General features: G+C 70.2%; 21 protein-coding genes and 1 pseudogene. 16 read left to right on the top strand and 6 right to left on the bottom strand.

Annotated elements, in window-relative coordinates:
- Window positions 1-9: 9 nt before the first annotated feature.
- Together U9J39_RS28795 and U9J39_RS28790 are read right to left on the bottom strand one after the other, a co-directional pair.
- Entirely contained in the window at window positions 10-1002 is a 993-nt protein-coding gene (locus tag U9J39_RS28795) for a tripartite tricarboxylate transporter substrate-binding protein (RefSeq protein ID WP_326348741.1), read from the bottom strand.
- A gap of 29 nt (window positions 1003-1031) precedes the next feature.
- Window positions 1032-2459, bottom strand: a complete 1428-nt coding sequence (locus tag U9J39_RS28790; protein ID WP_326348740.1) for an amidase — start codon at window positions 2457-2459, stop codon at window positions 1032-1034.
- 379 nt (window positions 2460-2838) lie between these two features.
- On the opposite strand from U9J39_RS28790, the gene U9J39_RS28785 reads away from it, so the two are divergent.
- Genes U9J39_RS28785 through U9J39_RS28760 form a run of 6 tightly spaced genes read left to right on the top strand, consistent with a single transcriptional unit; the run spans window position 2839 to window position 8699 of the window.
- Window positions 2839-5655, top strand: a complete 2817-nt coding sequence (locus U9J39_RS28785; RefSeq protein WP_326348739.1) for a monovalent cation/H+ antiporter subunit A — start codon at window positions 2839-2841, stop codon at window positions 5653-5655.
- Window positions 5655-6041 (top strand): Na+/H+ antiporter subunit C, encoded by a 387-nt coding sequence (locus tag U9J39_RS28780; RefSeq protein WP_115680259.1) that lies wholly within the window; start codon window positions 5655-5657, stop codon window positions 6039-6041. Before U9J39_RS28785 ends, U9J39_RS28780 begins: the two co-directional genes overlap by 1 nt.
- Entirely contained in the window at window positions 6038-7579 is a 1542-nt protein-coding gene (locus tag U9J39_RS28775; RefSeq protein WP_326348738.1) for a monovalent cation/H+ antiporter subunit D, read from the top strand. Before U9J39_RS28780 ends, U9J39_RS28775 begins: the two co-directional genes overlap by 4 nt.
- A gap of 3 nt (window positions 7580-7582) precedes the next feature.
- The gene (locus U9J39_RS28770; protein WP_115680257.1) at window positions 7583-8086 is read left to right on the top strand and encodes a Na+/H+ antiporter subunit E; all 504 of its coding nucleotides are present in this window, start codon (window positions 7583-7585) and stop codon (window positions 8084-8086) included.
- Entirely contained in the window at window positions 8071-8343 is a 273-nt protein-coding gene (locus U9J39_RS28765) for a K+/H+ antiporter subunit F (RefSeq protein ID WP_025586311.1), read from the top strand. Before U9J39_RS28770 ends, U9J39_RS28765 begins: the two co-directional genes overlap by 16 nt.
- 11 nt (window positions 8344-8354) lie before the next feature.
- The gene (locus U9J39_RS28760; RefSeq protein WP_013956828.1) at window positions 8355-8699 is read left to right on the top strand and encodes a Na+/H+ antiporter subunit G; all 345 of its coding nucleotides are present in this window, start codon (window positions 8355-8357) and stop codon (window positions 8697-8699) included.
- Between the two features lie 30 nt (window positions 8700-8729).
- Here the strand turns inward: U9J39_RS28760 and U9J39_RS28755 are convergent, their stop codons facing one another.
- Window positions 8730-9599, bottom strand: coding sequence for a DUF72 domain-containing protein (locus tag U9J39_RS28755; protein WP_326348737.1), 870 nt, complete (start codon window positions 9597-9599; stop codon window positions 8730-8732).
- A 242-nt stretch (window positions 9600-9841) separates the two neighbouring features.
- On the opposite strand from U9J39_RS28755, the gene U9J39_RS28750 reads away from it, so the two are divergent.
- The 3 genes from U9J39_RS28750 (at window position 9842) to U9J39_RS28740 (ending at window position 12209) form a co-directional block, all read left to right on the top strand.
- Window positions 9842-10633, top strand: a complete 792-nt coding sequence (locus U9J39_RS28750; protein WP_326348736.1) for a TorF family putative porin — start codon at window positions 9842-9844, stop codon at window positions 10631-10633.
- Between the two features lie 93 nt (window positions 10634-10726).
- Window positions 10727-11548: a class I SAM-dependent methyltransferase gene (locus U9J39_RS28745; protein ID WP_326348735.1), complete on the top strand. Its 822-nt coding sequence runs from the start codon at window positions 10727-10729 to the stop codon at window positions 11546-11548.
- Window positions 11549-11666: 118 nt separating this feature from the next.
- On the top strand, window positions 11667-12209 hold the full coding sequence (locus U9J39_RS28740) for a hypothetical protein (protein WP_326348734.1): 543 nt from the start codon (window positions 11667-11669) through the stop codon (window positions 12207-12209).
- 9 nt (window positions 12210-12218) lie between these two features.
- On the opposite strand, the gene U9J39_RS28735 is transcribed toward U9J39_RS28740, so the two are convergent.
- The gene (locus U9J39_RS28735) at window positions 12219-13271 is read right to left on the bottom strand and encodes a glycosyltransferase family 4 protein (RefSeq protein ID WP_115709513.1); all 1053 of its coding nucleotides are present in this window, start codon (window positions 13269-13271) and stop codon (window positions 12219-12221) included.
- 398 nt (window positions 13272-13669) lie between these two features.
- Here U9J39_RS28735 and U9J39_RS28730 point away from each other — a divergent pair, with 398 nt between their 5' ends.
- Both U9J39_RS28730 and U9J39_RS28725 read left to right on the top strand, forming a co-directional pair.
- Window positions 13670-14320, top strand: coding sequence for a response regulator transcription factor (locus tag U9J39_RS28730; protein WP_326348733.1), 651 nt, complete (start codon window positions 13670-13672; stop codon window positions 14318-14320).
- Window positions 14317-17310 (top strand): hybrid sensor histidine kinase/response regulator, encoded by a 2994-nt coding sequence (locus tag U9J39_RS28725; protein ID WP_326348732.1) that lies wholly within the window; start codon window positions 14317-14319, stop codon window positions 17308-17310. The genes U9J39_RS28730 and U9J39_RS28725 overlap by 4 nt, the downstream gene beginning before the upstream one ends.
- A 6-nt stretch (window positions 17311-17316) precedes the next feature.
- Here U9J39_RS28725 and U9J39_RS28720 read toward each other — a convergent pair whose 3' ends face one another.
- Window positions 17317-17784 carry a hypothetical protein gene (locus U9J39_RS28720; protein WP_115709510.1) on the bottom strand — a complete coding sequence of 156 codons (468 nt, stop codon included), beginning with the start codon at window positions 17782-17784 and terminating at the stop codon, window positions 17317-17319.
- 275 nt (window positions 17785-18059) lie between these two features.
- Here U9J39_RS28720 and U9J39_RS28715 point away from each other — a divergent pair, with 275 nt between their 5' ends.
- The 5 genes from U9J39_RS28715 to U9J39_RS28695 all read left to right on the top strand — a co-directional run bounded on the left by U9J39_RS28715 (window position 18060) and on the right by U9J39_RS28695 (window position 22645).
- Window positions 18060-18401: a hypothetical protein gene (locus tag U9J39_RS28715; protein WP_115709508.1), complete on the top strand. Its 342-nt coding sequence runs from the start codon at window positions 18060-18062 to the stop codon at window positions 18399-18401.
- A 51-nt stretch (window positions 18402-18452) separates the two neighbouring features.
- Entirely contained in the window at window positions 18453-18860 is a 408-nt protein-coding gene (locus tag U9J39_RS28710; protein WP_116312575.1) for a DUF3302 domain-containing protein, read from the top strand.
- Window positions 18861-20036: an HlyD family secretion protein gene (locus U9J39_RS28705; RefSeq protein WP_115709504.1), complete on the top strand. Its 1176-nt coding sequence runs from the start codon at window positions 18861-18863 to the stop codon at window positions 20034-20036. It abuts the gene before it with no gap.
- A 10-nt stretch (window positions 20037-20046) separates the two neighbouring features.
- The gene (locus tag U9J39_RS28700) at window positions 20047-21435 is read left to right on the top strand and encodes a TolC family protein (protein WP_326348731.1); all 1389 of its coding nucleotides are present in this window, start codon (window positions 20047-20049) and stop codon (window positions 21433-21435) included.
- A 205-nt stretch (window positions 21436-21640) separates the two neighbouring features.
- Window positions 21641-22645 (top strand): GlxA family transcriptional regulator, encoded by a 1005-nt coding sequence (locus U9J39_RS28695; RefSeq protein WP_326348730.1) that lies wholly within the window; start codon window positions 21641-21643, stop codon window positions 22643-22645.
- A gap of 39 nt (window positions 22646-22684) precedes the next feature.
- Here U9J39_RS28695 and U9J39_RS28690 read toward each other — a convergent pair.
- Window positions 22685-22780 (bottom strand): annotated as a pseudogene (locus tag U9J39_RS28690) (zinc-binding dehydrogenase); the annotation flags it as partial.

Below are 22780 nucleotides of genomic sequence, written 5' to 3'. Positions count from 1 at the left end.
CGCCGAAGCTCAGTCCTCGGCCTGGAAGCCGGTCGCCTCGACGATCGGCTTCCACGCGGCGCGCTCGATCTGGATGCGGCGGCGGCCCTCCTGCCCGGGGCGCGCCACCACTTCCAGGCCCAGCGCCTCCAGCTTCGCCGCGGTGGCGGGGTTGGCCGATGCGGCCAGGAACATCTTCTCCACCTGCGCCAGCACGTCCGGCTGGGTGCCGGCGGGCACGAACACGCCGTACCAGCTGGTGGCGTGCTCATACTGGCTGAAGCCCTGTTCCTTCATGGTGGGCACCTCGGGCAGCGCCTTGGCGCGGCGCGCGCCGCTGACGCCGAGGAAGCGCAGCTTGCCGCCCTTGTACAACGGCATCATGCTGGCCACCGCGTCCCAGCCGATCGACACATTGCCGCTGACCACGTCGACCAGCATCGGCGACGCCCCGCGGTACGCCGCCGGCGTGATGGCAATGCCTTCGGCCTTGCCCAGCGCCACCGTGCCCAGGTGGCCGGCGCTGCCGATGGTGGCCAGGCCGAGGCTGGCGTTGCCGGGGTTGCGCCTGGCCCAGCCGACATACTCCTTCATGTTCTGGTACGGCTGCTGCACGCCGGTCACGACCGCGGTCGGCACGTCGGTCAGCACCGCCGCGGGCAACAGGTCCTTGTCGGCGTCGTACGACAGTTTCTTGTAGGTCAGCGGGAAGATGGTGAACAGCGGCGATGGGCCGATGAACACGGTCTTGCCGTCCGGCCTGGCGCGCTTCACGTAGTCCAGCGCAAGCCGCGCCGAGGCGCCGGGGCGGTTCTCGACCACCACGGTGCCGTGGCCGTCCTGGCGCAACTGCTCGGCATACAGGCGCGCCAGGCTGTCGGCGGCGCCGCCAGGGGCATAGCCGACGATGATATGCATCGGCTCGGGGTCGGCCGCGTTGGCTGGCGCGGCAACGGCAAGGGCGGTGGCGGCGGCAGCGGCCAGCGCCAGCAAGCGGCGCTTCGGTCGGAGGGATGGGGTCATGGCAGTCGGCAGGTCATGGGGTAAGGTGGTCAGGGCAGGGCGGGCCAGTGGCCGGTGAAGTCGTGGACGGCTTCGAACAGGGCGGCGGCGCGCAGCAGCGCGGCATCGCCGCGGATTCGTCCCACCAGCTGCAGGCCGACCGGCAGGCCGTCCTGGCCAAAGCCGCACGGCAGGCTGATGGCGGGGTGGCCGGTCAGGTTGAACGGCATGGTCCACGGGAACCAGCTTGCGCGCACATCGGGGCAGGCCTGGCCGTCGATCTCGATCTGGCCGAACAGGTCCTGCTCCAGCGGCAGCGCGGTGCGCGTGAGCGTGGGCATGGCGAGCCAGTCGGCATCCGCCAGCAGCGCCTGCACGCGCAGAAACAGCTGGGAGCGCGCGAACATGGCCTGCTGGTATTCCACCGCGGTGAACGCGGCGGCGGATTCGACCTGGCGCACGAAGGTCGGGCTCAGCGCGTCGCGGTGCTGCGCCACGATCGGCGCAAAGCGCGTGCGCCATACCGTATGGTTGATGGTGCGCCAGACCGGCTCGATGTCGAAGCCATCGCCGCTGAACGGCTCCAGTTCCGCGCCGAGCCCGCGCAGCTGCGCCAGGCTGACCTCGAACGCGCGCGCCACGTCGGCGGCCACCGGCCGCCCCGGCGGCGCCAGGCAATAGCGGATGCGGCGGCCGCGCAGATCGCCGTGCGGCCGCGCGGCGTCGACGTAGTCGGGCACGGGCACGCCGATCGACCACGGATCGCAGGCGTGCTCGCCGGCCATGGCCTGCAGCCTCAGGCCGGTGTCCGCCACCGTGCGCGTGGTCGGGGTCACGTAGGTCTGGTTGCCGAACAGGTCCTGGGCCTGGCTGTGCGGCACCACGCCCTGGCTTTGCTTGATCCCGACCACGCCATTGCACGCGGCCGGGATGCGGGTCGAGCCGCCGCCGTCGGTGGCCACCGCCAGCGGGGCGATGCCGCTCGCCACCGCCACCGCGGCGCCGCCGCTGGAGCCGCCGCTGGTGCGCCCGGCATGCCAGGCATTGCGGGTGCGGCCGAACAGCGGCGCATCGGTCAGGCACTTGGAGCCGAATTCCGGCGTGGTGGTCTTGCCGACCAGGATCGCGCCCTGCGCGCGCAGCCGCGCCACCGCCACGGCGTCTTCGGCGGGCACGTGGTCGCGCATCGGCACTGCGCCAAAGGTGGTGCGCACGCCCGCGGTGTTGACGATGTCCTTCACCGTGAAGGGAATGCCGTGCAGCGCGCCCAGCGGCGCGCCCGACATCAGCTGCGCTTCGGCCGCGCGCGCCGCGGTCATGGCCTCGTCCGCGCACAGCGTGATCAGGCAGTTCAGCGCGGGCTGCAGCCGGGCCGCGCGCTCCAGCACGGCCGCGGTCAGCTCGACCGGTGAAATCTCCTTGCGCCGGATGCGCTGCTGCAGTTCGGCTGCGCTGGCAAGGCAAAGCGCGTCGCTCATGGGTGGTGGCTCCGGAAGGTTGGGGACGTGGGGCGCGGTGGTTCCGCCATCTTACAACTTGCTGTGCGGGCCTCTCGCATGGCAGCCCGGATGACCTGGCGCGGGTGCGGCCTGCCCATCGCGACACGCCTCCGGTTCCTTGCGCGATACGATGATTTTTTTTGCAAATCGCGCCAATTGACTGGCACAGCCGGCGCAATGCCGGCAGAATCCGGACAGTAGCGGCCGCAATCGCCCACCGAGATCTGCCACGCCATGACCACCGCCCCGACACTCCGACTCCGACACTGCGCCCCACCGGCGACCCGGCTGACCCTGCGCCGCAAGGCAGGCTGGCACCTGCCGGCCCCTGGCCCGGGCAACGGCTGAAGGGGCGCGCATGGCGCTGCCGCTGCTGATTGCGCTGCCGCTGCTGGCCGCGGCGCTGACGTGGTTGATCGGCACCCGTGCCCCACGGCTGCTGGCGCCGGTCATCATCGGCCTGCCGCTGGCCGGGCTGATGCTGCTGCTGAGCCTGCGCGGCGAGGTCTTCGCGCAGCCGGGGCACGCACTGGGCTGGCGCGTGGCGTGGCTGCCCGCGCTCGGGCTGGACCTGTCGCTGCGCCTCGACGGGCTGGCCTTCCTGTTCGCGCTGCTGGTGCTGGGCGTGGGCCTGCTGGTGATCCTGTATGCGCGCTACTACCTGGCGCGCAACGAATCGGCGGTGCGCTTCTTCTGCCTGCTGCTGCTGTTCATGGCGGCGATGCTGGGCGTGGTGCTGGCGGGCAACCTGCTGTTGCTGGTGGTGTTCTGGGAGCTGACCAGCATCCTGTCGTTCCTGCTGATCGGCTTCTGGTCGTGGCGCGCCGATGCGCGTCAGGGCGCGCGCATGGCGCTGGCGGTGACCGGCGGCGGCGGGCTGGCGCTGCTGGCGGGGGTGCTGCTGCTGGGCCATATCTGCGGCAGCTTCGAGCTGTCGGTGGTGCTGGCGCAGGCCGGCAAGGTGCAGCACCACCCGCTGTACCTGCCGATGCTGGTGCTGGTGCTGCTGGCGGTGTTCACCAAGTCGGCCCAGTTTCCGTTCAGCTTCTGGCTGCCGCACGCGATGGCCGCGCCCACCCCGGTTTCGGCCTACCTGCACTCGGCCACCATGGTCAAGGCCGGCGTGTTCCTGCTGGCGCGGCTCTATCCGGTGCTGGACGGCACCAACAGCTGGTTCTACCTGGTCAGCATGACGGGGCTGGCCACGCTGATCGTCGGCGCCGGGCTGGCCCTGCTGCAGCGGGACCTGAAGGGCCTGCTGGCGTATTCCACCATCAGCCACCTGGGGCTGATCACGCTGCTGTTCGGCCTCGATACCCAGCTCAGCACGGTGGCGGCGATCTTCCACATCATCAACCACGCGGTGTTCAAGGCGTCGCTGTTCATGGCCGCCGGCATCATCGACCATGAAACCGGCACGCGCGACCTGGATCGCCTGCGCGGCCTGGCCCGCTATATGCCGCATACCGCGGTGCTGGCGATCGTGGCGTCGCTGTCGATGGCGGGGGTGCCGCTGTTCAACGGCTTCCTCAGCAAGGAAATGTTCTTCGGCGAGACCCTGGCGCAGGGGCTGCTGGGCGAGTTCAACTGGGTGATCCCGGCCGCGGCCACCATGGCCGGCGCGCTGACCATGGCGTACTCGCTGCGCTTTATCTACGGCGTGTTCTTCGGCGGGGGCCGGCCCGACCTGCCCAACTATCCGCCGCACGAGCCGCCGCGCTTCATGAAGGTGCCGGTGGAATTCCTGGTGGTGATCTGCCTGGTGGTCGGGCTGGTGCCGGCCTACACCGTGGGCGACCTGCTCGCGGCCGCGTCGCTGGCGACGCTGCGTGCGCCGCTGCCGGAATACAGCCTGAACCTGTGGCACGGGGTCAACCTGCCGCTGGTGATGAGCCTGGTGTCGATGGCCGGCGGCGCGACCCTGTTCTTCCTGCGCCGCGACGCGCTGCGGCGCTGGCAGCAGGCGATCGAGCACCTGAGCGCGCGACGCTCGTTCGAACACGGCATGCGCGCGCTGGAACGCTTTGCCGCGGCGGTCTCGCGCTGGCTCGAAAACGGCTCGCTGCCAACCTATATCGCGTGGATGCTGCTGGCGATGCTGGCGCTGCCGGCCTATTTCCTGGCCGACCTGGCGGCGCTGGCCGGCAGCGTGCCGGCCGGCGCCATCGACCCGATCGGCGCCGCCGCGCTGGCCTTGCTGGCGCTGTGCGCCATCGCCGTGGTGGCGACGCACCGGCAGCGGCTGCTGGCGCTGGTGCTGCTGAGCGGCTGCGGGCTGATGGTGTCGCTGGTGTTCCTGCGCTTCTCGGCGCCCGACCTGGCGCTGACCCAGATCTCGGTCGAGGTGGTGACCATCCTGCTGCTGGTGCTGGCGCTGTTCTACCTGCCGCGCGAAACTCACGACAACCCGCACGACCGCGCGCGCGCCGGCCGCCGCGTGCGCGACGCCGTGCTGGCGCTGGGCGGCGGCACGCTGCTGGCAGTGGCGGCCTACGCGGTGATGACGCGGCCGTATGACCCGGTGTCGACGTTCTACATCGAGCAGGCGGTGCCGGGCGGCGGCGGGCACAACGTGGTCAACGTGCTGCTGGTGGACTTCCGCGGCTTCGACACGCTCGGCGAGATCTGCGTGCTGCTGGTCGCCGGCCTGGCGGTGCAGGCGCTGCTCAGGGGCATGCGCCTGCCGACCCCGTCGGCGGCGCCGGATGGCCTGCCGTGGACCAGCCAGGCGCATCCGCTGCTGCTGGCGATGCTGGCGCGGCTGATGCTGCCGCTGACGCTGCTGGTGGCGGCCTTCATCCTGCTGCGCGGGCACAACCAGCCGGGCGGGGGCTTTATCGCGGCGCTGATCACCTCGGTGGCGCTGCTGCTGCAATACGTTGCCAACGGCGTGCGCTGGACCGAAGCGCGCATCGCGCCGGACTACCGCGCCATCGCCGGCGCCGGCATCCTGGTGGCGGGGCTGACCGGACTGGGCAGCCTGGCCTTCGGCCATCCGTTCCTGACCACCGCGTTCGGCCACTTCCACCTGCCCGGCATCGGCGAGGTGGAACTGGCCACCGCCATGATCTTCGACCTGGGAGTGTTCTGCACCGTGACCGGAACCACGCTGGTGATCGTGTCTCACCTGGGCGTCCGCAACCTGCCGCCGGCACAGGCCACGGAGGACGACTGATGGCCGCGCTCTACGCCATCGCCATCGGCATCCTGACCGCCGCCGGCATCTACCTGCTGCTGCGCGAGCGCGTGTTCACGGTGGTGCTGGGGCTGACGCTGCTGTCGTATGCGGTCAGCCTGTTCCTGCTCGGCATGGGGCGACTGTCGATCGGCCAGCCGCCGGTGATCGCGCCGGGAGCCAGCTATGCCGATCCGCTGCCGCAGGCCCTGGTGCTGACCGCCATCGTCATTGCTTTCGGCATGACCGCGTTCGCGGTGGTGCTGGCGCTGCGCTCGCTCGGGCTGACCGGCAGCGACCATGTCGACGCCGCCGGCCAGCCGGAGTCGCGCGACGGCCATGCTGCCGCGGGCAGCAACGCTGGTGACAAGGAGCCGCGGCCATGAACCATGCGGTGCTGCTGCCCATCCTGGTCCCGATGTTCGCCGGCGCGCTGCTGACGGCGATGCCTGCGCAGCGTTTGCACGCGCAGCGCCTGGCCAGCGCGGTGGCGACGCTGCTGCTGGTGCCGGTGGCGGTGCTGCTGCTGCGCCATGCGGCCGGCGGCGATATCGCGGTCTACGCCATGGGCGACTGGCGCGCGCCGTTCGGCATCGTGCTGCAGCTGGACCGTACCGGCGCGATCATGCTGGCGCTGACCGCGCTGCTGGCGGTGGCCGCGCTGGCCGCGGCCGGCGAGGGCACGGCGCGCCAGGGCCGGCACTTCCACGCGCTGTTCCAGTTCCAGCTGATGGGCCTGAACGGCGCGTTCCTGGCGGGCGACCTGTTCAACCTGTTCGTCTTCTTCGAGATCCTGCTGATCGCTTCCTACGCGCTGCTGGTGCATGGGGCGGGGCGCGCGCGGGTCGGCGCCGGCCTGCACTACGTGATCCTGAACCTGGTGGCGTCGTCGTTCTTCCTGGTCGCGATCGGCGTGCTGTACGGGCTCTCGGGCACGCTCAACATGGCGCACATGGGCCTGCGCCTGGCCGGGCTGCCGGCCCAGGACCTGCCGCTGGCGGTGGCCGCGGGCGCGATGCTGATGCTGGTGTTCGCGCTCAAGGCGGCGCTGTTCCCGCTGTACTTCTGGCTGCCGCGCGCCTATGGCAGCGCAACCGGGCCAGTGGCGGCGCTGTTCGCCATCATGACCAAGGTCGGCATCTATGCCATGCTGCGTTGCGATGCGCTGATCTTCGGCGGCGCGCAGGGGCTGCTGGGGCCGTTCCTGCACGACTGGGTGTTCGCGCTGGCGCTGGCCACGCTGGCGGTCGGGGCGCTGGGCGCGCTGGCCGCGACGACGCTGCGCGCCACCACCAGCTACCTGGTGGTGGCGTCGGTCGGGCTGCTGGCGGCGTGCGTGTCGATGCAAAGCCAGGCCGGCTGGGCCGCGGCGCTGTACTACCTCCTCAGCACCACGCTGTGCACCGCCGCGCTGTTCCTGCTGGCCGACGCGCTCGAGCCCGAAGCCGCGCGCACCGACGGCGCGCCGGTCATTGCCTCGCGCCTGGCCGGGCTGCTGTACCTGGTGGGCATGGTCGCGGCGGTGGGCCTGCCGCCGCTGTCGGGCTTCCTCGGCAAGGCCATGATCCTGCGCGCCACGCCGGCGCCGTGGATGCCGGTGCTGTGGCCGGCGGTGCTGGGCTCGAGTCTGCTGCTGCTGATCGCCGTCTCGCGCACCGGCACGCGGCTGCTGTGGCGCCTGCCGCACGAGGCGCAGCGTGTCGCCGAAGGCGCCGAATACCTGGACGAAGACCATCCCGGCGCGGCGCGCCTGCGGGTGCGGCCGGACGCGCGCAAGCTGGCCTGCTGCGTGCTGCTGCTGGCCGGCAACCTGGTGCTGACGGTGGCCGCGAGTCCGGTCAGCGACTACGTGGCGGATGCCGCCGCGCAACTGCTGGACCGCGCCGCCTACCTGCGGGCGGTGCTGCCCGGCGAGCGGGGGTAGGCCATGTTGCGTCGTCTGCTGCCCCATCCCTGGCTGAGCCTGATCCTGATGCTGATGTGGCTGATGCTGGCGCAGAGCATTGCGTTGGGCCACTGGCTGCTGGGCGCGGCGCTGGGGTGGGCCATCGGCCGGCTGGCCGACCGCTGGCTGGTGCTGGGGGCTTTCCGCCTGTCGCGTCCGGACCTGATCCTGCGCCTGAGCTGCCATGTGCTGATCGACATCGTCAAGGCCAACCTGGAAGTGGCGGTGATGGTGCTGGGGCGCACCGCGCGCCTGCGCCCGGCATTTATCGTGGTGCCGCTCGATGTCGAGCATGAACTCGCCACCACCGCGCTGATCAGCATCGTCTCGCTCAGCCCCGGCACGCTGTGCGCCGAACTGAGCGACGACCGCCGCGCCTTGCTGGTCCATGTGCTGGACCTGGAGGAAGAGGCCGCGCTGGTAGCGCTGATCAAGTCGCGCTATGAAACCCCGCTCAAGGAGATCTTCCAATGCTTGCCATCGTGATTCCGGTCTGCCTGGCGATCCTGGGCCTGGCCTTCCTGCTGACGCTGGGCCGGCTGCTGCGCGGGCCCAGCCTGCCCGACCGCATCGTCGCGCTCGACACGCTCAACATCAACGCCATCGCGCTGATCGTGGTGCTGGGCATCAGCCTGGACTCGGCGGTGTTCTTCGAGGCCGCGCTGCTGATCGCGGTGATGGGTTTCGTTGCCACCGTGGCGCTGTCGAAGTACCTGCAGCGCGGCGATATCATCGAATACTAGGAGGCCGGCCCATGCTGCATCCCGTTGCCGAATTCATCGTCTGTGCGCTGCTGCTGGTGGGCAGCGTGTTCATGCTGGTGGGGGCCATCGGCCTGTTCCGGCTGCCGGATTTCTTCATGCGCTTGCACGGGCCGACCAAGTCGACCACGCTCGGCGTGGGCGGCGTGGTGCTGGCCTCGGTGGCGTATTTCAGCTTCCGCGGCGACGCCAGCCTGCATGAGCTGCTGGTGACCGCGTTCCTGTTCCTGACGGCGCCGATCAGCGCCCATATGCTGGCCAAGGCCGCGCTGCAGCGACAGCTGCCGGTAGACCCGCGCACGCGCGGCAGCGGCTGGATGCCGCGCATCCGCGATTGAACGGAGCGGGCGCCAGCCCGGTCCTGCGCGCTATTTCTCCTCGATGCGCGCGCGCAGCCGTTGCGCATCGAAGGGCGCCTTGACCTTCTTGTCGTTATCGAAGTAGCAGTAGATGTCCCGGTGCGCGGCGGCGCGAGGCCGTTTCGGCGAGATCCGCTGCGCGTCGGCGGGCTCGCCGCCATTGGCCCACTTGACCAGCCGCGCGGCCCAGCGGTCCAGCGCCGCGTCGGGATAGGCGCCGCCGTACAGCGTCTCGGTGCCATGCAGGCGCAGGTACAGGAAATTGCTGGTGACGTCCTCGGCATAGGGCCAGTCGGCGACGGCATCCGAGATGACCAGCGCAACCCGGTGCCGGCGCAGCAAGGCCGGGAACTCGGGCGTGCAGAAGCTGGCGTGGCGGATTTCCACCGCATGCCGGATCGGGCGCCGGCGCCGGGTCTCGCACCACGGCTCCCTGACGTTGCGGTTGTGCTGGCGCGCCAGCTCGCGCGCGCTGTGCGTGTCGTGCGGAATCAGCGACAGGAAGCGTTCCATGCGCTCCGGATCGAAGCCGAAGTTGGGCGGAAACTGCCACAGCACCGGCCCCAGCTTTTCCTCCAGCGCCAGCACGCCGGAGGCAAAGAAGTTTGCCATCGCCGGCCGCGCCGAGTCGTCGCGAAAGCGCAGCATGTGGGTCAGGTAGCGCGGACCCTTGACGCTGAACACAAAGCCCGGCGGCGTGGCCTCGTGCCAGGCGCGATAGCTTTTCGGCGTCTGCAGCGCATAGTGCGAACCGTTGATCTCGATGGTCTCGACCGCGCGCGACGCGTATTCGAGCTCGCGCCGCTGCGCCAGCCCCTCGGGATAGAACACGCCGCGCCAGCCGGCATAGCGCCAGCCTGAAATGCCGATCCGGATCATCGCGATGCCCTGGTCTGTACTTTTTGCAAGCGACGGCGCCACGGTTCATGCGTTTGACCCCGAAGTTCCGTCGCGCGAGCCTGCCGAGGCGATTCTCGCAAGATTCGCGCCTTGCGCAGACATGCGCATTTACCGCATTTCAATACGGTCGCGGCGTCTCTTGACGCCGTTTTTATGTCGAAGTCCCTATCGTGGCGGGGCGTTCCGATGCGGACGCGCTCCTCAATCCGCCACCTTCGACCATGACCTTGCCTCGCATCTCCGCCGGCCGACAAACCGCAACTGCCGCGCTGGCCGCCGCCCTGTGGCTGGCCGGTGCCAAGCCCGTACTGGCGCAAGCCACCGCCGACGCGGCTGACGCCGCGGTCCACAGCTTCAGCGCCAACCTCGCGCTCGCCAGCGACTACCGCTACCGCGGCCTGACCCAAAGCAACGGCCGCCCGGCGATCCAGGGCGGCTTCGACTACAGCCATGCCAGCGGCTTCTACCTGGGCAACTGGAACTCCAGCATCAGCTGGCTGGGCGACAGCCACCCGGACGTGTCCGCACCGATCGAGATGGACTTCTACGGCGGCTACCGCCATGCATTTGGCGACAGCGGCTGGAGCACCGACGTGGGCGTGCTGCAGTACTACTATCCGGGCAGCTATCCCGACCGCTATACCAGCCCCGACACCACCGAGCTTTACGCCGGCATCGGCTACGGCCCGGTGACGCTGAAATACTCCTACGCGCCGACCAACCTGTTCGGGCTGGCCGACAGCCGTCACAGCTGGTATGCCGACCTGTCGGCCAACGTTGCGCTCGGGTTCTGGGGGCTGACGCTCAACGCGCATGTGGGCTACCAGAAAGTGCAGGTCGCCGATGCCTCGTACGCCGACTGGAAGCTGGGCCTGACCAAGGAGCTGGGTCATGGCTTCGCGCTGGCGCTGGCGTATCTCGATACCAATGCCGGGCGCGCCGTGTACACCAGCGCCAGGGGGCGCTACCTTGGCCGCGCCACCATGTGGGGCTCGCTGAGCAAGACCTTCTAGCGGGCGCGGTTTACATTGCCCGCGATGTGTCCTACACCCACTCAGGCAACCCCGGCGACTTTGCGGCCGGGCAGGCAAGGGGAGGACGGCGCCATGGGCATGCAGCAGCAGGACAAGGTCTTTGCCGGGGCGATTGCCGAGGTCTACGAGGCGCTGATGGTGCCGATGATCTTTGCGCCCTATGCCGCCGACCTGGGGCGGCGCATCGCCGCGCTGCGGCCGCGCCGGGTGCTGGAGCTGGCCGCCGGCACCGGAGCGCTGACGCGGGAGCTGGCCGGGCGCCTGCCGGCGGACACCCTGGTGGTCGCCACCGACCTCAATGCACCGATGCTGGCACGCGCGCAGGCCGCGGGCACCGCGCGCCCGGTGCAATGGCGCGAGGCCGACGCGATGCGGCTGCCGTTCGACGACGCCAGCTTCGACCTGGTCGCGTGCCAGTTCGGCGCGATGTTCTTCCCGGACAAGGGCAGGGCCTTCGCCGAAGCCCGCCGCGTGCTGGTGCCGGGCGGCACGCTGGTGTTCAACGTGTGGGACCGGATCGCGTTCAACGCCTTTGCCCGCGATATCACCGCGGCCCTGGCCACGCTGTTCCCCGAGGCGCCGCCCGATTTCATGGTCCGCGTCCCGCACGGTTACCACAGCCAGGCCGCGATCGAGCAGGACCTGCGCAGCGGCGGGTTTACGGCCGGCGCGGTATTCGAGACCGTCACCGAAACCAGCCACGCAGCCGCCGCGCGCATCGCCGCCACGGCGTTCTGCCAGGGCACGCCGCTGCGCACCGAGCTGGAAGCGCGCGGGCCGGACGCCCTGGCGCGCGCGACCGGTCACTGCGAGCGGGCGCTGATCCAGACCTACGGCGCCGGGCCACTGGCCGGCCCGATGCAGGCGCACGTGGTCATGGTCGCCGCGCCCTGAAGCCACGTCCGGGCCCTTCACGGCCCGCGCGGGGGGTGCGCAATTCGCCGCCTGCACCGTTACTGTGGTCACCGGCATCCGCCAGGCTTCACGGCGACCGCAACCCCGGGCATATGGCATGGACTCCTCGATCATTTCCGCATCGGTGGCCTTGGGCATCGGACTGGCGATAGGGCTGGAGCGCGAGCGCAGCCAGGCAGCCGACGGCGGCAGCGAAGCGCCGGCCTGCAAATTCTGCAACGCTGCCCGCGGCTTGCTCGATACGACTGCCGTACAAGCCATCATGGGCGCCAGCGTGCGGCCTTGCATCGTGGAACGAAAGTTGCGTGGTTCTGGCTTCCCGCTGCCGGCGGCCCGCTGCGGAAATCAGGGCCGGCCTGTACGGGGGAGCAAGTCCTCAGACCGACCGACGTGTCACGACAAGGAGTTGGCAATGAAACCAGGTTCGAGCGGGAAGACCGCAGGCAAGACCTCAGGCAAGACCGCTGGCAAGGCCGGCGCCGAGCGGAAGAACCCGGGCGCGCGCATGGACCGCGAGGCCAGCGAGATCAAGAGCCGCAGCGCCGATCCGGGGCAAAGCAGCTATGGCGGCTTCCGCAACGAGGATCCGCGCCGGCAGCACCAGGCTGATACCGGCAAGCCGAAGAAGCCAGCGCGCTAGTGCCGCGCGCTAGTGCCGCATGAAGCCGGAGATGGCTTCGGCATAGCGGCGCACCACGGTCTGGCGCTGGTGGTCGGCCAGGAACAGGCGCAGGCCTGGCTCGCTGCGGCGCGACTCGCCGGCGCAAACGGCCAGCATCGTTTCGCACAGCGAGTCCACGCCAGGGTCCACCACCCAGCCGAAGCCGTCGACGGCCTCGGGCAGCCCGCCGCGACGCGTGACGATGACCTCGCAGCCGGCTGCCAGGCCTTCGAGGGCGACGATGCCGAACGGCTCGTAGCCGATCGACGGCACCACCAGGCAGGCATGCTGCGCCAGCATCGTCGCCACCACCGCGGGCCGCTGCGCGCCGGCAAAGGTCACGGCCTCGGCGCACTCCAGGGTTGCCGCCAGGGCCACCAGCACCGCGTACTGCGGCCCGTCGCCGATCACCGTCAGGCGGGCCTCGGGCCGCATTGCGCGCAACCTGGCGAAGCTGCGCAGCAACAGGTCGACCCCTTTTTCTGTGACCAGCCGCCCGACAAAGGCGAAGCTGCCCGCCGGACGCGACGCGGCAGCGGGCTTGAACACGTCGTCGCGATAGCCGTTGTGAATCACCAGCGGCTGTCCTGGCAGCCATCCGGCCAGGTACCGGCTGACGCAGATGTTGTGGTAGAAGCGCGACATCCAGCGCTTGACGTTGCCCGCCGTGAAACGCCGCGTCTCGCCATAGTGGCTGTATGGGCCATGATGCGTCAGCACGATGCGGCGCCGTAGCACGGTGGCCAGCAACACGTCGTAGAAAGTCAGGCCGACGAACACCACCAGCGGGTGCCGAAGCATGGCGCGCGCCAGCTCGGCCATGCCCGCCACGCGCGTGACCGGATAGGGGAACGCCGGGGCGTCGCCCGCGGCCGCCGGCGTGCGCGTCGCCAGCTCGATGCGATAGCCCAGCTCGGTCAGTCCCAGCGCCAGGTCTTCGGCAAAGCGCTCCATGCCGCCCACCGAAGGATGGAACGGCGCGCTGAATATCAGCAGATCGGGCAGCGGCGGCGCGATGTCCGGGGGCTCGGGCTGGCTCATCCTCGTTGCGCTCCATGGCTTGCACAGCACAGGCCCCCGCTGGGGGGGACGGCGATGTTCCAGCATGCCGGCAGCCGGTGCGGCGTTCTGTTCGCTGGCGCACGGTGGACGGTCCGGCGCAGGAGGCAACAGCGGACCCGCCACCGCATCGAGCGCCTTCAGGCGCCGGCGGCATGCTCGCGGCGCGATGCCTCGCGCCGCCGCGGGGGGGGTGGGACGAACGGTCAACTGCGCGTCCCGTATTGCTAAATGGGCTGGCTGGCAAGTTGTTAGAATCCCCGGTCCATCAGCCGTTCAGCACCGTAGCGCGACGCTGCCCCGGCGGGAACCTCCCCGAGAACTGCAGGGCAGGGCGTGTCCTCTCCGGGACCTGCCCGCAGTGTCGAGACATAACGCGCATGCCCCCACGTACCTTCTCTGTCGTGATCGCCGACGATCACCCGGTCATCCAGCTCGCGGTCAGGAGCACCCTGAGCGTGGCCCCGGACCTGCACGTCTGCGCGACGTGCGCGTCGGGCAAGGAACTGTTCGCCGCGCTGGTCACGCATCGCCCCGACCTGATCGTCACCGACTTCACCATGGGCCGTTCCGAGGGCAATGACGACGGGCTGCGCCTGATGCAGCGGCTCAGGCAGTCCAGCCCCGCCACGCCGGTGGTTGTGTTTACCATGCTGACCAATGGCGGCCTGCTCACGCGCCTCAGGGAGGCGGGCGTCGCCGCGATCGTCGGCAAGAACGAGGATCCGGCCGTGCTGCGGCAGATCTGCCTCGACGCGCTGGCCGGCCACCGCCAGCGCCTGTCGCCGGCGATTGCCGGCCTGATGGCGAGCGCCGGCGCGCGCGCCGATGGCGCCGCGAGCCCGCTGTCTCCCCGAGAGATCGAAGTGGTGCGCATGTTCGCGGCGGGCAGCACCGTCACGGCCATCGCCGCCTACCTGCATCGGTCGCTGGCGACCGTCGCGACGCAGAAGCGCTCGGCCATGCGCAAGCTGAACATCACCAGCAATGCCGACCTGGTCGCCTACGCGCGCGACCATGGCCTGGCATGACGCCCGGCCCGTTCGAGCCGCCTGCGCCGGCGCCAGCGCAGGCCGACCTGCAAGCCATCGAACGCAACCTGCAGCGAGAACGCCGGGTCTTTGCGATGGTGGTGCTGCTGCTGGCACTGGTCGTGGTCGCCAGCGCCGCGGCAACCGTGCTGGTCCGGCTGAACGGCTCGTTGCGCGCGCAGGAGCAGGTGGCCAGCCTGTATGAGCAAGGCGTGGTCGATGCCCTGCTGGCACGCCGCAGCACGCTGGCCGCGACCAACCTGATCCTGGAACTGCACGCCAGTGGCACGTTTCCGGCCGCGCCGGGGCGGCCGGCCGGCCACCTGTGCAGGCGGGTCGCGCCGTCTGCGCCCGCGGACGAGGTGCTGCAGCGCAGTTGCGACCAGGCGGTCCGTACGCTGACGGCCGCCAGCCAGAAGCCTTCGATCGAGATGATCTCGCTGGCCAGCGGCGCCATGTATCGCTACGAGGCGGCGCAGCCGGCGCCGGCGGCCACGCGCGCGGCACCGCCGCGGATGCCGCCCGCGGCGATCAGCGCCGCGGTGCTGGAGAGCTTCCGCAGCCGCGACCCCGACCTGCTGCAGGCGGCCAGAGAGAAGCGCGTGATCTGGAAGGGCATCCCGGCCGGCACGGACGGGCATGAGCCGGAGATCCTTGGCGCATCGCTGGTGGCACAGGGCGACGCGCTCTACGCCATCGTGCTGACGCGCATGCCGCTGCGCGAGCTGCTGCGGCCGGCGGGGCCCAACCTGCCGATTCCCGAACCGGTCGTGTTCGACAGTGGCGGCACGCCGCTGGTGGCAGCGGCCGCCCGCGCCGGCATGCAGCGCCTGGACCAGCGGCTGGCGCTGCAGCCGGACGGACTGTTCCACTGGGTTGCGGACTATGGCTGGGCCTTGCGCCGCCCGCCGCTGGTGGCCGACTTCGGACACCTGATCTTTGCGCTGCCGATCGGCCACCAGCTTCGGGACATGGCGGGCGAGCTGAGCGTGATCGGCCTGATCGCCGCCGCGCTTATCGGCTTTCTGCTTGCGATGTACCGCTACTGGAACTATCGCTTCCTCACCGGCACCTATGCCGAATCGGCGCGCGCGCAGCGGCTGCTGCACGAGGCGAAGCTCGCCAGCGATGCTGCCGCCAGGGCCAGGGTGGCGTTCTTTGCGTCGATGAGCCATGAGATACGCACGCCGCTTGCGTCGCTGCTGGGCAACATGGAGCTGGTCGCGATGGGCGCGCTGGAACCGGCGCAGCGGGCACGCGTCAGTGCCATGCAGATGTCGGCCGAGGGCCTGCTGCAGATCGTCAACGACGTGCTCGACTTTTCCCGCATCGATGTCGGCGCCTTCAGCCTTGCCGAGGAACCGGTATCCGTCACGACGTTTTTCAGCGGAATCGCGCTCGCGCACGCGCCGCTGGCGGGGCAGCGCAAGCTGGGCTTCCTGGCGGTGTACGGCAGCGAGCTGCCCGCAAGCGTCGAACTCGACCCGGTGCGCGTGACCCAGATCGTCGGCAACCTGCTCGGCAATGCGTTCAAGTTCACGCCAGCGGGCAAGGTCGTGCTGCGCGCGCGGTGGGTGGACGGGCACCTGGAGATCGTCGTTTCCGACACCGGCATCGGCATCGCCGAGGCGTGCAAGGGGCGGCTGTTCCAGCCGTTCTCCCAGGTCGGCGACAGCCGCCTCGGCCAGGCGCGCGGAACCGGGCTTGGCCTGTCGGTCTGCCTGCGCCTGGTGGAGCGGATGCAGGGTCATATCGCGCTGGACAGCATGGTGGGAGTCGGCACGCGGGTCACGGTGCGCCTGCCGCTGCCGGTGGCCGATGCGGCGCCGTCGCCGCGGCTGCGGCTGCCGCGCAGCCGGACGCTGGTGCTGGCGCGCGAGGCCGAATGTCTCGAAGGCCTGCTGAACCATTTCGACTGGGGCGCATGCGAGCCATCGGCGCGCACGGACACCGATGCGCCGGTGGACGCCGACAGCCATGACTGCCTGCTGGTGGCCGATGGCTTCGATCCCGCCGAAGTCATCGCCTGGTGGCGCAGGCCGGCCGCGATCGTGTGGCTGAAGCAGTCGGGGCCGCCCGTCGCGACCACGCGTCCGGACGGCGGCAGCGAGGTGTCAGCCTACAGCCTGACCGGCATCCACGCCGCCGTCGTGGCGGTGGTAAACAAGGTGCAGCCGTTGCCGCAGCCGGCCGCCAGCCAGGCCGGCCTCGATGAACCGGCGTGCGTGCCTGCGCCGCTGGCTGGACGCGTGGTGCTGGTCGCCGAAGACAACCAGCTCAACCGCAACCTGCTGCGGGACCAGCTTCTCGCCCTGGGGGCCAGCGTGATCGAGGCGGGCAACGGCAACGAGGCCATGGCCATGCTGCGACAACATGGCGATGGCGTGGACGCGGTCCTGACCGACATCGACATGCCGGTGATGAATGGCTTCGACCTGCTCGGCGAAATCAGAGCTGCCGGCATGCCAATCCCGGCCTATGCCGTGAGCGCCAGCGCGCAGCCCGGCGACGTCGCGCGCGGGATGGCGGGCGGGTTCAGCGGCTACCTGACCAAGCCGGTGTCTCTCGCCGCGCTCGCCTCGGTGCTTGCCCGCATCGACGCTACGGCAGGGGCGATGCAGCGGCAAGCCGCACAGGCTGACACGCTGGCGGATGAGGCGCTGCCCGAACTGCCGGCGGTGCCCGGCGAATATGCCGAAGCCTTCCTTGCGCAGACTGGCGCGGACCTGGCGCAATACGATGCCATCCGGGCCGCGCGCGACGTGCATCGGCTGGAACGGCTGCTGCATCGCATCTCGGGCACCCTGGCCGTGCTCGGCGGCTCGCAGCTGGCCGAGCTGTGCGCCGACCTGCGCGACTATGCGACGGAAAAGGTGGACAAGGCGAACGAGGCGGAGTGGGACGACGAGATCGAATGCCAGTCCGGATTCATCGCGCAGTGCCTGCGGCGGATGTGCGAGGCGCTGGTGGCCGGCCAGGCGGCCGCGTAAAGGCTGCTAGAGGACGGCGCACGCTTCGGCGCTGCCGGCCAGCATCAGCCCGACCGGCGCGTCGCTGCGCAGCAGCACGCACAGGTAGCCGCCGGTGAGTTCCTCCAGATGTGGGCCTTCCTGCCACAGCGGTGGCGGTGGCACCGTGGCGGCGTGCCGCTTGCCCCCGGCGGATCCGGCGCCGGGCGCGCCGGAGGCGGCATCGGTCCAGCTGACCTCGATCGCCTTGTCGGGCCGCTCGCCAGGGAAGCAGAACGACGGCGACGACTGCGAGTGGCGCGACACCGGCCCGGTTTCGCAACGGCCGGCGCGCACGCCGGTCACGTCGTGGCCGGTACGGTTGACGGCGACGATGCGCGTCCATGGCCACGGTTCCTGGAACGGGTTCAGGGTCTCGGCAGTGGGAATCGCGCATCCGCTCAGGGTGCTTGCGGCGGCAATGACGCCGGCGCACATCAGGGAAACAGCATTCATGGTGGCAACGGGTTCACGCGGACCCGGGCGAAACCCGGGGGTGTGCGAAGGCCGTCAGCGTATGCGCGGCCGGGGCGCGCGGGCTATCACAGGACTTCGAATCCGCGTGGCAAGGCCGGGCTGCGGTGAATGTGTCGAGCAGCCCGTGCCAACTTTCTAATTCCTTTGATAGCCGGAGACCGAGGCGCTGCCCTAAGGTGTGCGCTCTGCCGGGACGCGGCCGGCGCGCCGGCGCGCATCGACGGCCGCGCAAGGACTTCGGAGAAACTGCAAACATGATCGAGAACTGCCGATCGGCTGCCACCGCGACAGCCATCGCACTGCTGGTGATGGCCGGCGCGCAGGCGCATGCCCGGCACCCGGCCACGCCCGCGCAGCCAGCGGCCTCGGACCTGCCGCCCGCATGCACGGGTGCCGGGCTTGCCGCGACCACGGCGGCGTGCCGCGCTGCGGACGATCCCGGCCGCAGCAAGTACAACCTGCTGTACGCCGACGACGCGCCGGAAGCCGTGGACACCGTGCCGCAAACAGAACCCGCGCCCTCGGACCAGCCGGCGCGACGCACGTCGCTGGACGCGCCCCGCGCGGGCTTGCACGGCACGGCGGCAGGCTCCTAGGCCCATGTGCGCGGCAGCGCCGCGCCCCGTGTTCCACCCCATCGTTACGCCATGAAACTGCGACCACACCTGCTGGCGGGCATCGCCCTGCTGGCGTCGACTGAACCCGCGTTCGCCTCGCTGCTCAGCGGCAAGGCACTCGAGACCGCCGCCAACGCCATCTCCTGGGTGGTGCTGGTATTCGTGCCGGCAGGCGCGATCTACCTGTTCTGGATGCTCCATATCTGGCCGGAGCGGATCGCGCAGCGCAAGCGCCATCCGCAGCAGGAGGCGATCCACGCGCTGTGCCTGCTCTCGCTGTTCTTCGGCGGGCTGCTATGGCCGCTGGCCTGGCTCTGGGCGCATACCAAGCCGGTGTTCTACCGGGCCGCCTATGGCACCGACAAGGCACCGGAAGACCATGGAGCCGCGGTGCAGCCCGTCGCCAGCGCCATGCGCGGGCGCAAGGAGCCGACCTGAATGGACGCTCTGCTGCTTGCGGCCTATGCGCTGGTTGTATGGCTGATCTTCTTCAAGTTCAGATGGCTGCCGTGGAACGCGACCGCGATGGTGATCGTGGTCACGATCCCGGTGGTCGCGCTGACGCTGATGGTCCTGACGCTCAACGTGGTCGCGCCGTCTTCCCATGACGTGCGCGTCGTCGGCAAGGTCCTGCAGGTGGTGCCGCAGGTACGCGGTCGCATCGTCGAGCTCCCGGCCGAGGGGAACCGGCGCTACCGGAAGGGCGATGTGCTGCTGCGCATCGATCCGACTCCGTATCAGGCCTCGGTCCGCCAGCTCGAGCGCCGGCTGATGGCCGACGACGCCGCGCTGGCCGAGGCGCAGGCATCGGCGCGCCAGCTCGGCGAATCCGTGCGTGGCGCGGCCGGCAGGGTGAGCACGGTGACGGCCCGGCTGACACTGGCGCGCCAGCGGCTCAAGGAACAGGATGCGCTGCTCGCGGCCGGCGCGGGCGCGAAGTTCGATCGGGATGAGGCGCTGTCGCGCCAGCGCGAACTGGAAGGCGAACTGGCCAGCGCGCAGGCCGCCGAGGACGAGGCCAGGCAGAAGCTGTCCGCCAAAAGCCAGGGCGAGTTCGCGGCCATCGCCACGGCGCGCGCCCGGCGCGCGGAAACCGAAGTCCTGCTGGAGCAGGCCAGGTGGGAGCTGGAGCAGACGGTGTACCGCGCCCCCGCCGATGGCAGGGTCGTGAACCTGCAGGTGCGCGTCGGCACCATGCTGGTCCCGTTCCCGTTCTCGCCGGCCTTCAGCTTTGTCGAGGACCAGCAGGAGGTGCTCGCCTTCTACCGGCAGAACGAGCTCTACCGGGTCAGGGAAGGCGACCTCGCGGAGATCTTTCTGCCTACGCATCCGGGCCAGATCATCAAGGCGCGGGTCGACTCGATCGTCTGGGCGCAAGCGCAGGGGCAGGTGGCGCAGGGCGGCATGATCCCGAGCACGGGCACCACCGACGCCGTGCCCAACCGCTTCGCGGTCAAGCTGGCGCTGCTTGAAGAGTCAAGGCAGCACCTGCCCGTGGGTGCCGTCGGCGCCGGCGCGATCTATACCGAGCACCTGAAGATGTTCCATATCGTCCGGATGGTGTTCCTGCGCGTCAGCTCCAAGCTCAACTACCTGGTACTCAAACTTCACTAGAGGGATGCCCGTGTCGTCATACGCCAAGAAGAGGGTTCCGGCGGCGCTGTCGATGGCGGCCGCCATGCTCTGCGGCTGTGCCCTGCAGGCGCCGCCAGAAGGCGCCGACCTGATGCGCCAGGCCGTGCCGGTGCTTGAAGGCAAGCCCGCCTGGGTCAACCCTGCCGTGGCGGGCAACTCCGCCGACGGCTGGCTTGCCAGCTTCGACGATGCCGAACTGCAGCGGCTGGTGCGCGAGGCCATCGCGCACAACGGCGACCTGCGGCTCGCCGAGGTACGGGTCCGGCAGGCGCAGGCGCTGGTCGCCATCGAGGGCAGCGGCCTGCTGCCGGATGCGGCCGTCAAGGGCAGGGCGGGCAATTCCGAGACCCAGATCCTTTCCATCGGCGCAACCTGGGAAATCGACCTGTGGGGACGCATCCGCGCGCAGGCGCGGGCCGGACAAGCCCGCTACGCTGCCGCGCGGGACGACCAGCTGTGGGCCCGGCGCGTCGTCGCCGCGGCCACGGCCCGGGCATGGTTCACGCTGATCCAGCACGCGCAACGCGAAGCGCGGCTGCGGCAAGCCGTCGCCATCCACGACCAGCTGCTGCGCATCGCCGGCCAGCGGGTTGCCATCGGCGCCGCGCCGGACACCGAGCTGGTGCAGGCGCGCAATGCGCGCCGGTCGCGGGTCGATGCGCTGGAGTCGGCAAGGCTGGCCAGCAGCCAGGCCGCGCAGGCGCTGGAACTGCTGCTGGGACGCTATCCGGCCGGCGAGATCGGCAGCATGGCGTCCGGGCGCGATCTGCCGCCCGTGCCCCCGGCGCCGCAGGCCGGGTTGCCCGCGGACCTGCTCGACCGCCGCCCGGACCTGAGCGCGGCCGCACACCAGGTTGCCGCGGCCTTCGACATGCGGCAGTCGGCGCAGGCGGCGCGCCTGCCGCGCATTGCCATCAGCGCGGCCATTACCGATATCCGCAGCGACGTATTCCTGCTCAACCAGGCCGGCAGCCCGATCAAGGGACTGAACGGCTCCTTCTTCGCGCCGCTCTTCAGCGGCGGCGAACTCAAGGCCCGGGCCGACTACTACACCGCCGAACAAAAGGCCGCCCTGATCGCCTATGGCAACCAGGCGCTGGCCGCGCTGGGCGAGGTCGAAGCGGCGCTGCAGGCCGAATCCAGCCATGCCGGGCGCACCCGGCAACTGCAGGACCGGGTAGCCGAAAGCCGGGAGCTGGTCCGGCGCGAGGAAGCCCGTGCCGGGATAGGCGCGTCCGACATGCGCGGCGTGCTGAAGGAGCGCCAGTCATTGCTGGCGGCCGAGATCGACTGCATCGACGCGCACGGCCGGCACCTCCAGCAGCGGATCGCGCTGTTGCTGGCGCTGGGCGGGGACTGGAGCGCGGCGGCGGGCTGACTTGCCGCCTCGGTCCGCAGCATTACCGCTGCCGTCCTGAACGCGCGCACCGCCGTCGACGACATCGCCTGGATCCGCGCGATGGCCCGCCGCGGGTCTGCGGCATTGCCCTCCAGGCCGGGTGCGGTGCGCGGATTGGATAGAATCGGCGTTCGACCCACGCCGCAAGGCGTCTCTGCTGCCCCTTGCCGCGACGCCGCGCGCCATGAAGATCAAGACTACTGTAGACATCGTCATCTATCCCGGATTCAAGGCCGTCGAAGCGGTCGGCGCCATCAATGTCTTCGATTACGCCAACACCCGCTTGCGGCAGCTCGGCTGCGAGCCGAAGTACGAGCTGCGCCTGGTCGGTCCGCGCCCCGGCGCGGTCCGCTCCGACACGCTGGTATCGCTAGAGGCCACGCACGCGCTCGCTGGCCTGGCGCCCGCCGACGTGGTGGTGGTCGTGGGCGCCCGCGACATCCTCAACGTGCTGGGCGCGTGCGGCGACATCGTCAGCTGGTGCCGGGCCCAGGCCGGCCGGCTGCGGACCATCGTGGGCCTGTGCTCGGGCAGCTTCTTCCTTGCCGAGGCCGGCCTGCTTGACGGCCGGCGCGCGGCCACGCACTGGAGCGTGGCGGAGCTGATGCAGCAGCGGTATCCCGGGATCCGGGTGGATGCCGATGCCATCTTCGTGCGCGATGCGGCTATCTGGACCTCGGCCGGCGTGACCGCGGTGTTCGACCTGGTGCTGGCCATGGTCGAGGAGGACCTCGGGCGCGACATCGCGCTGTCGGTGGCGCGGGATCTGGTGGTCTACCTGAAGCGGCCGGGCGGCCAATCGCAGTTCAGTGAACACCTGCTCAGCCAGATGACGGGGCATCCGCGCGTGCGCGATATCCAGGACTATATCCACCGCACGCCCAAGGCGGACCTCTCGGTGCAGGGGCTGGCGCAGCGCTTTGCGATGAGCGAGCGCAATTTCTCCCGGGTATTCCTGAAGGAAACCGGACATACGCCGTCGGCCTATGTGGAGCAGACCCGGCTCGATGCGGCGCGGCGGCTGCTGGAAGACAGCAGCCAGCCGCTGAAGTGGATCGCCGTGGAGAGCGGCTTCGGCTCGGAGGCCAAGCTCAGGCAGGCGTTCCAGCGTCGGCTCCATGTCACGCCGGGCGCCTATCGCGAGCGTTTTGCCAGCACCGGCGTCGATGAAGCCGCCGGCGCAGGCTGAGGCGCAGCGTCGCAGCCCCGCATAGCCGTCAGGCCCGGCTCAGTACAGCACCACGGAACGGATCGACTCGCCGCGCTTCATCAGGTCGAAGCCTTCGTTGATGCGCTCCAGCGGCAGCGTGTGCGTGATCAGGTC

Origin of the sequence: Cupriavidus sp. SS-3, from assembly GCF_035818815.1 — a bacterium.
Taxonomy (GTDB): Bacteria; Pseudomonadota; Gammaproteobacteria; order Burkholderiales; family Burkholderiaceae; genus Cupriavidus; species Cupriavidus taiwanensis_C.
This window is presented reverse-complemented; position numbering and strand designations above follow the sequence as displayed.

Excerpts from the sequence above, each read along its gene's own strand:
- U9J39_RS28790 (WP_326348740.1), bottom strand. The coding sequence starts at position 2,459 with ATGAGCGACGCGCTTTGCCTTGCCAGCGCAGCCGAACTGCAGCAGCGC.
- U9J39_RS28725 (WP_326348732.1), top strand. The coding sequence starts at position 14,317 with ATGACGCCCGGCCCGTTCGAGCCGCCTGCGCCGGCGCCAGCGCAGGCC.
- U9J39_RS28770 (WP_115680257.1), top strand. The coding sequence starts at position 7,583 with ATGTTGCGTCGTCTGCTGCCCCATCCCTGGCTGAGCCTGATCCTGATG.
- U9J39_RS28760 (WP_013956828.1), top strand. The coding sequence starts at position 8,355 with ATGCTGCATCCCGTTGCCGAATTCATCGTCTGTGCGCTGCTGCTGGTG.
- U9J39_RS28710 (WP_116312575.1), top strand. The coding sequence starts at position 18,453 with ATGAAACTGCGACCACACCTGCTGGCGGGCATCGCCCTGCTGGCGTCG.
- U9J39_RS28750 (WP_326348736.1), top strand. The coding sequence starts at position 9,842 with ATGACCTTGCCTCGCATCTCCGCCGGCCGACAAACCGCAACTGCCGCG.
- U9J39_RS28780 (WP_115680259.1), top strand. The coding sequence starts at position 5,655 with ATGGCCGCGCTCTACGCCATCGCCATCGGCATCCTGACCGCCGCCGGC.
- U9J39_RS28755 (WP_326348737.1), bottom strand. The coding sequence starts at position 9,599 with ATGATCCGGATCGGCATTTCAGGCTGGCGCTATGCCGGCTGGCGCGGC.
- U9J39_RS28785 (WP_326348739.1), top strand. The coding sequence starts at position 2,839 with ATGGCGCTGCCGCTGCTGATTGCGCTGCCGCTGCTGGCCGCGGCGCTG.
- U9J39_RS28695 (WP_326348730.1), top strand. The coding sequence starts at position 21,641 with ATGAAGATCAAGACTACTGTAGACATCGTCATCTATCCCGGATTCAAG.
- U9J39_RS28740 (WP_326348734.1), top strand. The coding sequence starts at position 11,667 with ATGGACTCCTCGATCATTTCCGCATCGGTGGCCTTGGGCATCGGACTG.
- U9J39_RS28775 (WP_326348738.1), top strand. The coding sequence starts at position 6,038 with ATGAACCATGCGGTGCTGCTGCCCATCCTGGTCCCGATGTTCGCCGGC.
- U9J39_RS28715 (WP_115709508.1), top strand. The coding sequence starts at position 18,060 with ATGATCGAGAACTGCCGATCGGCTGCCACCGCGACAGCCATCGCACTG.
- U9J39_RS28720 (WP_115709510.1), bottom strand. The coding sequence starts at position 17,784 with ATGAATGCTGTTTCCCTGATGTGCGCCGGCGTCATTGCCGCCGCAAGC.
- U9J39_RS28795 (WP_326348741.1), bottom strand. The coding sequence starts at position 1,002 with ATGACCCCATCCCTCCGACCGAAGCGCCGCTTGCTGGCGCTGGCCGCT.
- U9J39_RS28765 (WP_025586311.1), top strand. The coding sequence starts at position 8,071 with ATGCTTGCCATCGTGATTCCGGTCTGCCTGGCGATCCTGGGCCTGGCC.
- U9J39_RS28705 (WP_115709504.1), top strand. The coding sequence starts at position 18,861 with ATGGACGCTCTGCTGCTTGCGGCCTATGCGCTGGTTGTATGGCTGATC.
- U9J39_RS28730 (WP_326348733.1), top strand. The coding sequence starts at position 13,670 with ATGCCCCCACGTACCTTCTCTGTCGTGATCGCCGACGATCACCCGGTC.
- U9J39_RS28745 (WP_326348735.1), top strand. The coding sequence starts at position 10,727 with ATGGGCATGCAGCAGCAGGACAAGGTCTTTGCCGGGGCGATTGCCGAG.
- U9J39_RS28735 (WP_115709513.1), bottom strand. The coding sequence starts at position 13,271 with ATGAGCCAGCCCGAGCCCCCGGACATCGCGCCGCCGCTGCCCGATCTG.